The organism is Sutcliffiella halmapala (assembly GCF_050107295.1).
Taxonomy (GTDB): domain Bacteria; phylum Bacillota; class Bacilli; order Bacillales; family Bacillaceae_I; genus Sutcliffiella_A; species Sutcliffiella_A halmapala_A.
In genome coordinates this window covers 152,021-165,666 of record NZ_JBNIKR010000005.1, presented here as the reverse complement: position 1 = coordinate 165,666, position 13,646 = coordinate 152,021, and the positions used below count along the sequence as shown (strand labels likewise).

The following is a 13,646-nucleotide window of genomic DNA, read 5'->3' as shown; positions in this document are numbered from 1 at the left end:
CCGCTTTCTTATCGTTTGTCTAATTTAGCTGTTATAAAGTCACCAATAAATTGGATAACAAACACAATAATTAAAATAATGATCGTACATACAAAGGTGACATCCCAGTTGTTACGCTGGAATCCATCAAGAAAGGCCAGATTTCCTAACCCGCCAGCTCCGACAAAGCCTGCCATTGCTGTATAGCTTACAATTGCGATCGCTGTTACCGTTATCCCTGAAACCAGGGCTGGCATCGATTCCGGAAGCAATACTTTCCAAATGATTTCGGAGGTTTTCGCCCCCATGGAACGGGCCGCTTCAATCACACCTTTGTCAATTTCCCTCAGCGCGATTTCCACCATACGAGCGTAGAAGGGTGCCGCTCCGATGATCAGGGCCGGCAATGCAGCATCCGCTCCGATAATAGTACCCAGTATCGTTCTTGTAAAGGGAATCAATAATACGATTAGGATAACGAACGGAATGGAACGAAAAATATTAACAACGGCAGCTACCAATCCATTGATGAATCTGTTTTGCCATATGTTTCCCTTAGCTGTTAAAAATAATAAAAGACCAAGAATAATCCCTAAGAAGAATGTAATCAGAACCGAGATACTACTCATATAAAGTGTTTCCATTGTTGCATCGTACATCTTATCCCAGTTAACGCGTTCAAACATTCGTCATCACCTCCAACTCCACCTGCTGTTCACGAATGTATGTCAGCGCCCTATCCACTTCTGATTCCTCGCCGTCCAAGTGGACAAATAATGTGCCATAGGCTCCATTTTGGGTTTGAGAGATTTTCCCTTGCAAAATATTGACGTCTATTGCAAATTTGCGAATCAGATTCGTGATGATAGGCTGTTCGGCAGATGCCCCGACGAAAGTGAGCTGAATCACTCTGCCTTGTGGGAACTCGGCCAAAAGATGCTCTATCGTTTCCTGAGTTTCCTCAGGTTCCGTAACCTGTTTCACAAAGCGCTTTGTAATCGGTTGTTCAGGCTTACGGAATACTTCTAGAACATTTCCTTGCTCTACGATTCTTCCAGCCTCCATTACAGCTACCCGGTGACAGATTTTCCTGATAACATGCATTTCATGCGTAATCAATACGATCGTCAGTTTTAATCTCTTATTGATATCCACCAGCAGTTCCAAAATGGAATCTGTTGTTTGTGGATCAAGTGCTGATGTTGCTTCGTCACACAGAAGAACCTTTGGGTTATTTGCCAACGCTCTGGCAATGCCTACTCTCTGCTTCTGTCCACCACTGAGCTGTGCAGGATAAGAATCCTCTCTTCCTTCCAGGCCGACCAGCTTCACAAGTTCAGCAACACGCTTGTTTCTCTCTTCACGCTTTACACCGGCAATCTCCAATGGAAATGCGATGTTTTCTTTTACCGTTCTAGACCACAGCAGATTGAAATGCTGGAAAATCATGCTGATTTCCTGGCGTGCCTCACGGAGATGCCTGCCTCTGACTTTGCCTAAATCACGGCCAGCCACATCCACCACTCCGCTTGTTGGAGTTTCCAATCCGTTCAGCATCCGGATCAATGTGCTTTTCCCTGCACCACTATAACCGATGATGCCAAAAATTTCTCCTTGATTAATCGATAAATCTATATCATCCACAGCGGTAACTTTTCCATTTCTCGTTTGGAATACCTTTTTTACACCCTGTAATGTGATCATACGAACACCTTCCTTCTATCTAGCTTTTCTTAGCTTACCCACACAAGTTAATAGAAAACAAAAAATCCTTTCTGCAGCAATGAGCAGAAAGGATTAAATATTAAAAAAGTCCTTTCTCTCATCTATCAAAGCAATCGTATGCTTTGTGTGAATTGGCACCATTTCAACAATTCCTTGTTGACGGTTGCCGGGTTTCATAGGGCACGTCCCTCCACCTCTCTCGATAAGAGATAACAATATTCAGTTAAGTATTTGGGTAAATCAAATAATTTTTAAAGTAACGAGTGTTATCGTATCACGGTGATATTGGTCTGTCAAACAAAAAAACTATAAAATTTTTAAAGCCTCTTTTTCCACAGTAAGAGTAATCGTTTTTTGCTCAACAATCTCACCATCACACTGAATGACCAATTCTTTCTCCGGTGCAATGAAGATGTCTTTACCTTTTAGCATCGTAACATTTTTATGGGTAATATGTTTCCCTGAAAAAGCTCTGGGGAAGACCATCAACAGCTCCCATCTGCTAACTCCATGCAAAACGCAGATATCCAGTAAGCCATCATCCGCTCTAGCATCCGGACATATTTTGATGCCTCCTCCATAAAAGGGAAGATTGGCAACGGAAATCATCCACACTTCCTTGAAATGATGGATATCCTCATCTATTTTGATGGTTGCTGTGGTAGGTTCATATGTAAACAATACTTTTATCAAACTGTATATGTAAGATAAACTGCCCAAGTTCAATTTGTTAAGCAGCTTCTTTACCTTGGATTCGTTCGTTACCTTGGCAACTTTGCCATCAAATCCTATTCCGGCAATGGTAATGAAAAATTCATGACCGACCCTACCCAAATCCATTGTTTTCACTTTACCCGTCAGTATTCGATTCAACGCTTTTTTATGGTGCTTTGGAATCTGCAGACTTCTTGCAAAATCATTGCCGGACCCCGCCGGAATTATTCCCATCGGCACACCCCTATTGGCTATTGAATTCGCTACCCCATGGATCGTTCCATCTCCACCAACTACCACTATGGCTGAAATATCCGTATGGATGATGCTTTCCACAAGCATAGCATCATGGTCTGACCCATCCGTATACAGAACCTTATAATCAACCCTCTTGGCTTCCAAGAGATTTTGAACCTTACTCCATACAACGGAGCCCTTTCCATTGCCCGAAGTCTTGTTCACAATAAAATAATACATATTACCACTCCGCTCCACATCTGCTTCTACATTTCTGTAAACAACAATTTCGCTAGCATCAAAGCATTATCCTCTATTTGGGACAGAAGAGCGGCTTCAACCTTTAAAGTTGGGCATCCTTAGATAGAATCAGAAGAGAATCCAGAAGAAGAAATTGGCGAAAGCTCCCCCGGAAAGTCAGTTTATCATTCGTAAGTTTTACCGCTCCATTTAGGAGTTCACAAAGAATGTCCGATGGTCCTTCCACCTTGATATCCAAAGATTCAAAGCTGTCAATCAATTCTATTTTATCCCTGCTTATGACAAATATCGAACGGTCACTTTCTGATATCAAACAACAGGTAAGTGAATAGGCAGGCAATATTTCGAGTATATGCGCTTTCGTTCTAACTCTATCTAGAAATGCCTCCAACATGCTTTTCATTGTGCTTCCCCCTTTTTATACTACCAATATTCATGAAAAAAGGGGGAAATCCTGCACATGCTTTCCTACAAATATCGTGGTTATTTTTTTGGTAGGTTTCATTTCCCAAGAAATATGTCAATCTATGATGTCTTAAGCCTTGCTTTTTGATAGGTTGCCGTCGATTTTCCTCTGAATGCCAAATAAAAGTAAGTCGAACTTGTCAAATAAAGGACGGCAGTAATGGAGAACACGATTGCATAACCCCAATAATCCCCGTACATCAAGACGATGGTCATGGAAACCGGACCCATACTAGCCCAACCAAGAGAGAATACCATCTGGCTGATGGAATTCGCAAAACCCTTTAGCCTATCATCCACTTTTTCCATCATCATGGAGGAAATGATAGGATTGGCTGCGTTCATCAGTGCCTGGCGGAATAGAAAGCCCAATGCGGCCAGCCAGAAGCTATGCGTAAATGCCGTTATCATCATAAACGGAAGAGACAATAGCTGAAGGATCACGATTGCTCGTATGTCCCCTACGCGCCTCACCAACGCGGGCCCGATGATCATGGCGACTGCCGTCACCGCTTGACCTAATGACAGTACAAGCCCGATCGAGGAATTGGAAGTATGGAAACGATCCGAAAAATATAAATTGAGATAAGGAATGACAAGCCCCGACCCAAACCCAATGAGGATCTGAGCAGCCGCAAACATAATGATCAACTTCAATTGGCCTTTAGGCATAGAGGTGAAAAGACCTTTTAAAGAAAATCCGGCCTTCTCTGACTTTCTAGGCGTTTCTGTTGTTTTAAGTAGTGGGAATAGACCGATAAAGAAAATGACGCTACCTATCAGCAATGTTAGCCTGACGCTCCAGATTGGACTTAATCCAACAAGATGGAGGAATGAATCTGTCAATGTACCTCCAAGGAGATTACCGACCACATTCGCGCCCATCATCACAGCGAAATGGTAGCTGAACAGTTTGACTCTTTCGGACTTTGTGGAGATTTCCGCAAGCCACGGTACACCTGTAACCTGGATAAATGCCATCGCAATCCCGGAAATGAAGGAACTGATCAGTAGGAGTGACTGTAGTTCAAAAATGCTCCGAAAAAGCATGAAGATGCCGGTAAACAGCACTCCATAGATCATCATTCTACGCCTGCCAAGCTTATCGCTCAAAATACCTGCAGGAATGAGGATAATGGCTGCCGCCAAGGAAGCCATTGCAATCATGCTTCCGTTCACTGTTTCGCTGTATCCCAGCTCCCTGATGTAGAAATTGTAGACGATCATGAAAATCCCCAACCCTATCTGGGTGAGGATATTCACCATAAATAACAATTGAATATTGCGGTTATATTGTTTAAATGACTGAAGCCATCGAAAGTTTTTCATCTTGTGCCCCTTGTGTTTTTTATTTCGTATCCCTAAACAAATTTACTCCTTTTTCTGAAAAATGGCAAGAGAAAAATTACTTGGTTACGTCCATCATTTGGGGCGAAATCAAATAAAAGAAGACAGGAACATTTTACTGTTTTCCTGCCTTCGACTGTTTTTATCGGATTGTTTCATAGTGCATTTCAGCAAATTGCTTGTAGCGTCTTACATCCAACAGCTTCAATCTGTTTTCATGATCACCTGGCATAAACAAGGGGATACCGCGACCGATGATGGAAGGGGCAATCTGAATGATGAATTCATCCACCAGTTTATCTTTTATAATCGGGTCCAGTACCTCGCCGCCACCGACAATCCATGTTCTTTTATCTTGTTTGTTCTTCAAGGATTTGGTGAATTCTGCTACATCTTCATTGATGAAAGTGACGTTCTCATTGGATCCTGTCATAGTACGGGAGAAAACATAGCATTCCTTTCCGGAATACGGAAACTCGTCCGGTGAAAGTATCAGTATTTGTTCATAGGTTTTACGCCCCATCACAATGATATCTATGCTGTCGTAGAACTCCTGGTAGGTAGTGTCTTCCTCCCCTTCCGTACCGATCAGCCAGTCTAATGAATGGTCCTCTCGTGCGAGGTAGCCATCCACACTGATTGCTCCGTAAAAAAGAACTCTGCTTTGATTGCTCATTTATAAATCCTCCTTAAATCGAACTGGTGTTCTTGATTATAAATTACCTGTAACAGCAATTCAAACTTAAACATAAAAAACACCCTGCTACAGGTGTTTTTTATTCATCCTTATATTTTTGAAATAGCATAAAGAGGTGCTCTACCGAGTGGAATGCGTACAATTTTTCATGAATGGTTCCGTTTCTGAATATCATCAGGCAAGGAACACTTTCTATTTCCCATTGAATCGCAAGCTCCCGAATGTAATTGACATCGAGCATGCCATATTGAAAGGTCGGAAAAAGCTCCTTTGTCACTTCAAGCATCCGCTTGGCTACCTGGCATGTTCCGCACATGGGAGTGTAGAAGTACACCACTGCCACCTGATCTTTCTCTATTTCCCCTATTAGCTGGTCTTTTGTCCAATCCTTCATTTCCTCATCCTCGTTGCATAATGCTTATTATAAATAGTGTGTATGAATATCGATATTTGCACTTAGCAATACAGTCGCAATATGCTGATAGGGAGCGCTTGCTACCTCCCGATACATGCGATCGATATAGAGATGCTCCGCTTCCGGGAATTCCCGCTTGAAGAGCCTCCGCAGTTTGTCCCCCGAATCATCGGAGTCCACTAATATATACACTTCCTTATCATATAGATCTTCCATCAATTCGTCTAATCTTGTCACACTTATGGTGCCATTTGTACATATGATATGAACGGGTTCATTGATAATCTGCTGAATCCTTTTTTTATCCGATTTCCCCTCGACAATGATGATTTTGTCTACATCGATCATTTCCATACCCATCACCTGTTCTTAAAAGTGTATAAAGCAGTCATTCTTTATACTATTCATATTCTCTTTACTATGAATGTTCCCCTTTTTATTGAATATAAGTGCAGTAAATAGAAAAAGGGGCGGAACTTTATAAGGTCCCAACCCCACCGATGGCTAACACCACCCATTTTCGTCGTCGCAATCTACATATTTGGCATCTTTTTCAGACGGTACTTGAACCTGTTGGAAAATATGGCTTCCTTCCTGTTCGTACCCGTTTTTTAACGTATATTGGTTCCCCTGTTCCGTGAAAGTCACCTGACCGATGGATTCGTTCTCCACGTAAAGGTTAAATCCATGATCAGACAACTTCCCCACAACTCGATCTGTGATGTCTAAACGTTTATTATCCAAAGTCATTCCTTATCACCCTTTTAGACTGTATTGGCTGCTAAATTTATGGTGCCCGGAATGGTGTTTTATTAGTCTTCTTTTGTCATTGCCTCGTACTGCTCAGCAGTCATCAGCTTGTCCACTTCGCCTGCATCTGTTGGCTCGACAACGATCATCCACGCTTTTTCGTAAGGGGACTCGTTTACGAACTCAGGGCTGTCATTAAGGTCTTCGTTTACTTCTACTACTTTCCCACTGATAGGAGCGTAAAGTTCAGAAACCGTTTTAACAGATTCTACACTTCCAAACGGCTCGTCAGCAGAGATTTCATCTCCAACTTCAGGCAGTTCCACAAATACGATATCTCCAAGCTCGGATTGTGCAAAATCAGTGATACCAATGCGTACTTTTTCGCTTTCTACTTTTACCCACTCATGTTCTTCGGAATAGCGCAATTCTTTAGGTGTGTTCATCATTCTTAACCTCCATAAAAGTGATAGTATTTAGAACTCATACCGCAAAATTCGCGGTAAGAAATGAGCTTTCTTATTTCCAGGTGTCTTCAAACTGCTTTTCATTGAAACCTACAGTCACAATGCTGCCGTCCGTTGTGATCGGGCGTTTGATCAGCATGCCATCTGTTGCCAATGTATCCAGCATTTCAGCTTCAGACATGGTTTTCAGTTTGTCCTTCAAGCCAAGTTCACGGTATTTCATGCCGCTGGTGTTGAAAAACTTCTTCAGTTCCAATCCGCTTTTCTTGTATAGTTCCTCCAGCTCTTGGCGGGAAGGCGGATTTTCAACAATATGTACTTCATTCAGTGCTACATCATGCTGCTCTAACCACTTTTTTGCATTCCTGCAAGTGCCGCATTTCGGATACCAGTAAAATGTCACATTCATTGCTTGTTGCACCACCTTACATACAAGAATTTACTCATATATTGTAGCACAAAGACGAAGATTACTCCTAATTTTCAACACGCTATTTTCTATTATTCGACCTATTTTGCATTTTTCCTTCTTCAAATTATTCAACACAATACACCGCTGTTGATTTCCGCACTAGGCGCAGCGACCCAAGGGGCGTTTTGTGGAGCCTCCTCGGCTTCGCCTGTGGGGTCTCCCCTAAACGCAACTCCCGCTGGAGTTTCCGCCTATTGCTCCAATCAACAGCTAGTATTCACATTAAATATTACACTTCCTTAGCAAAGAAAAAAAGCACTTGGAGAAATCCAAGCGCCTATATTATAAAGTATTATACAGTGTACTTCTGAGCATCCAATACTGCAGCTGCGATTTCGCGTTTTTTAGCTACCACATTGATTGGTGTGTGGCGTGTGAATTTGCGAAGTGCGGAAAGCATCATGCGCAGTGTGTCGCCGGTTTCTGCTGCAATCAATGTTTCTTTTGCATCCGCTTCGATCTGGTTGAATGCTTCCTGGCAGAATACTTGTGTGTACAGAATCTTTTGCTTGCTCTTTTCTTCACCGGATTTAGCAATCGCTTTTTCTGTGCGAAGGACTGCAGACTCCATGGAGTAGACATTGCTGATGATATCAGCGATGTTAACGAGCAATTCTTGTTCTCTTTCCAACGCTTTGCCATATTTTTGTGCAGCTAAGCCCGTCATCAAAATGGCAATTTTCTTCGCGTTCTTTACAAGATACTTTTCTTGCTCCAAAACGCCATCGCCCACTTCCTCAGGCATAAGCATCATCAGTTCTTCCTGTAGGCTTTGCGCTTTTTGGATCAGTGGAAGTTCCCCTTTTAAAGCTTTTCGTAAAAATGTGCCTGGAACCAATAGGCGGTTGATTTCGTTTGTCCCTTCAAAGATACGGTTGATACGGGAATCACGGTACATTCTTTCTACTTCATATTCAGCCATGAACCCGTAGCCGCCATGGATTTGAACCGCTTCATCCACTACATAATCAAGTGTTTCAGAACCGAATACTTTATTGAGGGAACACTCGATTGCATATTCAGCCACTGCTTTTGCAACAGCATTAGGATCTTTCTCTTCTTCCTTCGTCAGACGGCCCATGCTGTCTTCAAAAAGACCAACTGTACGATAAACGGAGCTTTCCGTTGCATATGTTTTTGTTGCCATGTTTGCCAGCTTCTCCTGGATTAAAGAGAACTTGGCGATTGGCGTTTTGAATTGCTGACGTTGGTTGGCATACGTTGCAGCAAGTTCGATTCCACGCTTGGAGCCACCAACTGTTCCTACTGCCAATTTGTAACGGCCGATATTCAGGATATTGAATGCGATAACGTGGCCGCGGCCAATTTCACCTAGCAGGTTTTCTTTCGGAACCTTCGCATCTTCCAAAACTAAGGTACGAGTGGAAGAGCCTTTGATTCCCATTTTCTTTTCTTCCGGTCCAGTGGACACTCCATCATACTCACGTTCCACGATGAAGGCGGAGAAGTGCTCGCCATCCACTTTTGCATAGACAACAAACACATCTGCAAAGCCTGCATTGGTAATCCACTGCTTTTCACCGTTCAGCACATAGTGAGTGCCTTCTGCATTCAATTTAGCAGTTGTTTTTGCTCCAAGTGCATCAGAACCGGAACCAGGCTCTGTCAAAGCATAGGCTGCCAATAATTCACCAGATGCTAGCTTAGGCAAATATTTCTGCTTTTGGTCTTCATTTCCGAAGAGGACGATTGGCAGAGAACCGATTCCTACATGTGCTCCGTAGGATAAAGAGAATCCGCCCGCTCTTGAGAATTTTTCCGTGATGAGGGAAGAACTGATTTTATCCAACCCGAATCCGCCGTATTCCTCCTGTACATCCGCACCTAAAAGTCCAAGCTCTCCAGCTTCTTTCAAAAGCTTTACAGAGATATCGAAGTTATGGTGCTCGATCTGCTCCAGATTCGGGACCACTTCATTTACCACAAAATCTTCCGTCGTTTTGGCAATCAATTTATGCTCATCTGTGAAGTCCTCAGGTGTGAACACTTTTTCAGCCGCAATATCATCCAGTAGAAAGCTTCCGCCTTTGACTACATTTTCTAATGTATTTGACATATCATTTTCCTCCTTGAAATGGTTTTTCTATGCTAATAATTCGAACACGCCGGCAGCACCCATACCGCCGCCGATACACATGCTGACAATTCCGAACTGCTCGTTGCGTCGCTTCATTTCGTGAAGCAGCGTCAGTGTTAATTTAGATCCCGTACAACCGAGTGGATGACCGAGTGCAATGGCACCACCATTTACATTCACCTTATCTTCATCAAGCCCAAGCTCACGCATAACCTGGATCGCCTGGGAAGCAAAGGCCTCGTTCAGTTCAAGCAATCCGATATCGGAAAGCTCGAGTCCAGCAAGCTTTAATGCTTTTGGAATCGCGACTACCGGTCCGATACCCATCACTTCCGGTGGAACCCCTCCAACTGCAAAGGAACGGAATTTTGCTATTGGCTTCAAGCCCAAAGCCTCTGCTCTTTCCCTTTCCATAACAAGTACGGATGCAGCTCCATCACTTGTTTGTGAAGAGTTACCGGCTGTGACTGACCCTCTTACATTAAACGCCGGACGAAGCTTGGCAAGAACATCCATCGTTGTTCCTGCTCTTACCCCTTCATCCTGGCTGAAGGTGAAGCTGGATTCCTGCAGCTTGTGATTAGCGCCAACTTTTCGAACGGCTACATCAACCGGAACGATTTCGTCGACAAACTTCCCTTCCTGGATCGCTCTTGCCGCCCTCTCATGGCTTCTCACTGCAAATGCATCCTGGTCTTCACGACTTACGCCATATTTGGACGCAACCTGCTCCGCTGTGTGCCCCATACCCATGTAATACTCTGGAGCTGAATCAACAAGTCTTACGTTCGGACGCACCGTGTGGCCGACCATCGGCACCATGCTCATGGATTCCGCTCCGCCTGCAATGATGCTTTCGGAATGGCCAAGCATGATTCGCTCTGCTGCATAGGCGATCGTTTGTAGCCCTGAAGAGCAATATCTGTTAATGGTGATGGCCGGGACACTGGAAGGAAGTCCTGCCAAACCACCGATATTTCTTGCCATGTTCAATCCTTGCTCCGCTTCCGGCATCGCACATCCGAAGATGAGGTCATCGATTGGCCCATCGTAATTGCCGGCTCTTCTTAATGTTTCTTTTACTACCAATGCTCCTAGATCGTCTGGTCTTACTGTAGCTAAAGATCCTTTTTTCGCTCTGCCTACTGGTGTTCTAGCACCAGCAACTATCACCGCTTCTTTCAAAGTGCTCCCCTCGCTTTTCTTGTAGTTTAGTATTCTATGAAAAATTAGTTGCGTAATGGTTTTCCTTTTACAAGCATGTGTTGCATACGCTGCTGGGATTTCGCTTCCCCTACAAGGCTCAGGAATGCTTCGCGCTCAAGATCCAATAGGTACTGCTCATCTACTTCTGTGCCATATGGTACATTACCGCCAGCTATGACATGTGCAAGTTTTTTGGCGATTTTCAGGTCATGCTCAGAGATGAAGCCTGAATACTGCATGTTATATGCACCAAGCATCAATGTTGCATAGCCTGTATCCCCTGTCACTGGAATCTTTTTTCGTACTGGCGGTGTGTAGCCTGCTTCAAACAGATGAAGCGCCGCCTGCTTTGCATCGTGTATGAGATGATCGCCGTTAAAGCTGATCTGATCTTTATTATTCAGCAGGTGCAGATCTCTCGCTTCTGCAGCTGATGTGGATACCTTTGCAGTTGCAATCTGCTCGAACACCTTGTTTGCCACTTTTTGCAGGTCATAGTCCAATCCCTCTGGCATGCTGTTCAAGTGCTTGATATACAGCTCTTTGTTTCCGCCTCCACCAGGGATGAGTCCAACTCCCACTTCAACAAGTCCCATATACGTTTCGCTGGAAGCCTGAAGCTGGCTTGTTGGTAGGCAGATTTCCGTTCCGCCGCCGAGTGTCATGCCGAATGGTGCAGCGACTACCGGCTTTGGACTGTATTTGATTTTCATCATCGCTTGCTGGAAGTGCTTTACCACCATATCGATCTCGAAGTAGTTGTCATCTTGCGCTTCCATCAGGATCATTGCAAGGTTTGCCCCTACGCAGAAGTTCTTGCCCTGGTTCCCAATGACAAGCCCTTTATAATTCTTATCCACTTCATCTATCGCATAGTTTACCATTTGGATGATATCCAACCCGATTGCATTATTAGGTGAATTGAATTCCAAAAGTGCAATATCATCCCCAATATCGATCAGGCTTGCACCGGAGTTCTTTTTGATGACTCCATTTGTCTCTTTTAATGTTTTAAGGTGAACAACCTTTTTGTTCACTTCCATAGCCTTGTATGTTCCATTTTCATAATAGGAGGTGGTTCCGTTGTCTTTTTTGTAGAAGCTGCGGTGGCCATTTGCCAAAAGCTCGTCAACCCATTTTGGAACCGGAATGCCATCTACCTTCATTTTCATTACGGACTCTTCGACACCGATTGCATCCCATGTCTCAAAAGGTCCATGGTCCCAGCCGAAGCCCCACTTCATCGCCTGGTCGATTGCCACAATATCATCCGCAATTTCCCCAAGCAGTTCTGCAGAATAGCTGAGAACCGGAGCAAGAATACTCCACAGAAGATTACCTGCACGATCGTCTGCGTATACAAGCGCTTTCATTTTATTGCTGTAGCCTTTTGCCTGCTTGCTCATTTCCAAGGCTGGCGTTTTCAATTTTTTTCTTTGCTCATATTCAAATGTCTCAGCATTCAGCTCAAGGATCTCTTTCCCTTGCTTCAGATAGAATCCTTGCCCGGATTTACTTCCAAGCCAGCCGTTCGCCTGCATTTTCCTCATAAAATCAGGTACTTGGAAAACTTCCTTCTCTGCACCCTCTACCTTGTCGAATACATTGTTTGCAACGTGGATGAATGTATCAAGTCCCACTACATCCAATGTACGGAATGTCGCACTTTTCGGTCTTCCTATTGCAGGACCTGTGACAGAATCAACCTCTCCGACACTGTAGCCGCCTTCAAGCATTTGCTTCACGGTAACAAGCAAACCGTATGTTCCGATTCTATTGGCAATAAAATTTGGTGTATCTTTTGCAAGCACAATTCCTTTGCCAAGGACATCCTCTCCGAATTTCTTGATAAAGCTTACCACTTCAGGGTCTGTATCCTGTGTCGGAATGACCTCTAATAATTTCAAGTAGCGTGGTGGATTGAAAAAGTGTGTACCAAGGAAGTTCTTTCTAAAATCATCCGAGCGTCCTTCTGCCATTGCTTCAACGCTAATACCTGAAGTGTTGGAGCTGATGATGCTCCCCTGCTTACGATGAGCATCCACTTTTTCGAACAATTGCTTTTTGATTTCCAGGTTTTCCACGATGACCTCGATCACCCAGTCACATTCTGCGATTTTTGCGATGTCATCTTCCAGGTTGCCTGCTTCGATTAATTGCAGATTTGATTTGCTTGTAAGTGGTGCCGGTTTTTGTTTGAGTAATTTTTGTAGCGCTGTGCTCGTATATTTATTACGTACCGCTTTATCAGAGAGTGTTAAGCCCTTTTGCTCTTCTTCACTCGTTAGTTTGTTAGGAACGATATCTAACAAGATTGTAGGAATACCAACGTTTGCTAAATGTGCCGCAATTCCGGACCCCATTACACCAGATCCGATGACAGCAGCCTTTTTAATACTATGTTTCATTCTTCCTCCCCCTTGATAGTTGAATTTGATTTCATTTGTTGAATGAATACTCATTCATTTTTACTGCAAAAAAATATCTCCTTTACAAGAGTTCCTTTGATTTCAATAATAAAGTATTTATAGAATTTTCGCAATAAATAAATAAGGTTTTTCCATTTTATTTTGCTGATTGTTTTCACGGTGCGGGTAAAAATACTGATACGGAGGTGATATGAATGGCAAAGATGAAAAAGCAGCCCTCACATGCGGCTAAAAGTGCAGCAAGCGTGAAAGGAAATTCAGGTCCGACAGTGGAAATGGACTATCGAGGCAAGAAGACCAGTAACAACCAACAGTACGGGAAGGCCAATATGGAGGACTGAACAAAAAAAAGGAAAAGCACCGATCACTGCTTTTCCTCCTTGA

The 13,646-nt window shown here is 43.5% G+C and carries 15 protein-coding genes and 1 riboswitch; of the genes, 1 reads left to right on the top strand and 14 read right to left on the bottom strand.

What is annotated here, in order from left to right:
- Positions 1 to 8 precede the first annotated feature (8 nt).
- The 14 genes from ACQCT5_RS10015 to ACQCT5_RS09950 form a co-directional block, all read right to left on the bottom strand.
- Positions 9 to 665: a methionine ABC transporter permease gene (locus tag ACQCT5_RS10015; RefSeq protein WP_499641444.1), complete on the bottom strand. Its 657-nt coding sequence runs from the start codon at positions 663 to 665 to the stop codon at positions 9 to 11.
- Positions 658 to 1,683 carry a methionine ABC transporter ATP-binding protein gene (locus ACQCT5_RS10010; protein WP_499641442.1) on the bottom strand — a complete coding sequence of 342 codons (1,026 nt, stop codon included), beginning with the start codon at positions 1,681 to 1,683 and terminating at the stop codon, positions 658 to 660. The genes ACQCT5_RS10015 and ACQCT5_RS10010 overlap by 8 nt, the downstream gene beginning before the upstream one ends.
- Positions 1,684 to 1,798: 115 nt before the next feature.
- Positions 1,799 to 1,913: riboswitch (SAM riboswitch) on the bottom strand.
- 97 nt (positions 1,914 to 2,010) lie between these two features.
- Complete coding sequence (locus ACQCT5_RS10005) at positions 2,011 to 2,895, bottom strand: diacylglycerol/lipid kinase family protein (protein WP_499641440.1); 885 nt, start codon at positions 2,893 to 2,895, stop codon at positions 2,011 to 2,013.
- A 103-nt stretch (positions 2,896 to 2,998) separates the two neighbouring features.
- On the bottom strand, positions 2,999 to 3,319 hold the full coding sequence (locus ACQCT5_RS10000; RefSeq protein ID WP_499641438.1) for a hypothetical protein: 321 nt from the start codon (positions 3,317 to 3,319) through the stop codon (positions 2,999 to 3,001).
- A 122-nt stretch (positions 3,320 to 3,441) separates the two neighbouring features.
- Positions 3,442 to 4,710, bottom strand: coding sequence for an MFS transporter (locus tag ACQCT5_RS09995; RefSeq protein WP_499641437.1), 1,269 nt, complete (start codon positions 4,708 to 4,710; stop codon positions 3,442 to 3,444).
- 160 nt (positions 4,711 to 4,870) lie between these two features.
- A complete protein-coding gene (locus tag ACQCT5_RS09990; protein WP_499641435.1) occupies positions 4,871 to 5,404 on the bottom strand; it encodes a dihydrofolate reductase family protein in 534 nt (177 codons plus the stop codon).
- 100 nt (positions 5,405 to 5,504) lie between these two features.
- Positions 5,505 to 5,819 (bottom strand): thioredoxin family protein, encoded by a 315-nt coding sequence (locus tag ACQCT5_RS09985; protein WP_499641433.1) that lies wholly within the window; start codon positions 5,817 to 5,819, stop codon positions 5,505 to 5,507.
- A gap of 27 nt (positions 5,820 to 5,846) precedes the next feature.
- Complete coding sequence (locus ACQCT5_RS09980; RefSeq protein ID WP_386641049.1) at positions 5,847 to 6,194, bottom strand: toprim domain-containing protein; 348 nt, start codon at positions 6,192 to 6,194, stop codon at positions 5,847 to 5,849.
- A 150-nt stretch (positions 6,195 to 6,344) separates the two neighbouring features.
- Positions 6,345 to 6,590, bottom strand: coding sequence for a YusG family protein (locus ACQCT5_RS09975; protein ID WP_499641430.1), 246 nt, complete (start codon positions 6,588 to 6,590; stop codon positions 6,345 to 6,347).
- 62 nt (positions 6,591 to 6,652) lie between these two features.
- On the bottom strand, positions 6,653 to 7,036 hold the full coding sequence (gcvH, locus tag ACQCT5_RS09970; protein ID WP_417900785.1) for a glycine cleavage system protein GcvH: 384 nt from the start codon (positions 7,034 to 7,036) through the stop codon (positions 6,653 to 6,655).
- Positions 7,037 to 7,109: 73 nt separating this feature from the next.
- The gene (locus ACQCT5_RS09965; RefSeq protein ID WP_499641428.1) at positions 7,110 to 7,466 is read right to left on the bottom strand and encodes an arsenate reductase family protein; all 357 of its coding nucleotides are present in this window, start codon (positions 7,464 to 7,466) and stop codon (positions 7,110 to 7,112) included.
- A gap of 355 nt (positions 7,467 to 7,821) precedes the next feature.
- Positions 7,822 to 9,606 carry an acyl-CoA dehydrogenase FadE gene (locus ACQCT5_RS09960; RefSeq protein ID WP_499641426.1) on the bottom strand — a complete coding sequence of 595 codons (1,785 nt, stop codon included), beginning with the start codon at positions 9,604 to 9,606 and terminating at the stop codon, positions 7,822 to 7,824.
- 27 nt (positions 9,607 to 9,633) lie between these two features.
- Positions 9,634 to 10,812 carry an acetyl-CoA C-acetyltransferase gene (locus ACQCT5_RS09955; protein WP_499641424.1) on the bottom strand — a complete coding sequence of 393 codons (1,179 nt, stop codon included), beginning with the start codon at positions 10,810 to 10,812 and terminating at the stop codon, positions 9,634 to 9,636.
- A 44-nt stretch (positions 10,813 to 10,856) separates the two neighbouring features.
- Positions 10,857 to 13,241, bottom strand: coding sequence for a 3-hydroxyacyl-CoA dehydrogenase/enoyl-CoA hydratase family protein (locus tag ACQCT5_RS09950; RefSeq protein ID WP_499641423.1), 2,385 nt, complete (start codon positions 13,239 to 13,241; stop codon positions 10,857 to 10,859).
- A gap of 215 nt (positions 13,242 to 13,456) precedes the next feature.
- Here ACQCT5_RS09950 and ACQCT5_RS09945 point away from each other — a divergent pair, with 215 nt between their 5' ends.
- On the top strand, positions 13,457 to 13,603 hold the full coding sequence (locus ACQCT5_RS09945) for a YuzL family protein (protein ID WP_499641421.1): 147 nt from the start codon (positions 13,457 to 13,459) through the stop codon (positions 13,601 to 13,603).
- Positions 13,604 to 13,646: the final 43 nt, after the last annotated feature.

What these genes read in the sequence shown, in the direction of transcription:
- gcvH (WP_417900785.1), bottom strand. Translation starts at nt 7,036, where the DNA reads ATGAACACACCTAAAGAATTGCGCTATTCCGAAGAACATGAGTGGGTA.
- ACQCT5_RS09985 (WP_499641433.1), bottom strand. Translation starts at nt 5,819, where the DNA reads ATGAAGGATTGGACAAAAGACCAGCTAATAGGGGAAATAGAGAAAGAT.
- ACQCT5_RS09990 (WP_499641435.1), bottom strand. Translation starts at nt 5,404, where the DNA reads ATGAGCAATCAAAGCAGAGTTCTTTTTTACGGAGCAATCAGTGTGGAT.
- ACQCT5_RS10010 (WP_499641442.1), bottom strand. Translation starts at nt 1,683, where the DNA reads ATGATCACATTACAGGGTGTAAAAAAGGTATTCCAAACGAGAAATGGA.
- ACQCT5_RS09995 (WP_499641437.1), bottom strand. Translation starts at nt 4,710, where the DNA reads ATGAAAAACTTTCGATGGCTTCAGTCATTTAAACAATATAACCGCAAT.
- ACQCT5_RS09945 (WP_499641421.1), top strand. Translation starts at nt 13,457, where the DNA reads ATGGCAAAGATGAAAAAGCAGCCCTCACATGCGGCTAAAAGTGCAGCA.
- ACQCT5_RS09950 (WP_499641423.1), bottom strand. Translation starts at nt 13,241, where the DNA reads ATGAAACATAGTATTAAAAAGGCTGCTGTCATCGGATCTGGTGTAATG.
- ACQCT5_RS09975 (WP_499641430.1), bottom strand. Translation starts at nt 6,590, where the DNA reads ATGACTTTGGATAATAAACGTTTAGACATCACAGATCGAGTTGTGGGG.
- ACQCT5_RS10015 (WP_499641444.1), bottom strand. Translation starts at nt 665, where the DNA reads ATGTTTGAACGCGTTAACTGGGATAAGATGTACGATGCAACAATGGAA.
- ACQCT5_RS09980 (WP_386641049.1), bottom strand. Translation starts at nt 6,194, where the DNA reads ATGGAAATGATCGATGTAGACAAAATCATCATTGTCGAGGGGAAATCG.
- ACQCT5_RS09965 (WP_499641428.1), bottom strand. Translation starts at nt 7,466, where the DNA reads ATGAATGTGACATTTTACTGGTATCCGAAATGCGGCACTTGCAGGAAT.
- ACQCT5_RS09960 (WP_499641426.1), bottom strand. Translation starts at nt 9,606, where the DNA reads ATGTCAAATACATTAGAAAATGTAGTCAAAGGCGGAAGCTTTCTACTG.
- ACQCT5_RS10005 (WP_499641440.1), bottom strand. Translation starts at nt 2,895, where the DNA reads ATGTATTATTTTATTGTGAACAAGACTTCGGGCAATGGAAAGGGCTCC.
- ACQCT5_RS10000 (WP_499641438.1), bottom strand. Translation starts at nt 3,319, where the DNA reads ATGAAAAGCATGTTGGAGGCATTTCTAGATAGAGTTAGAACGAAAGCG.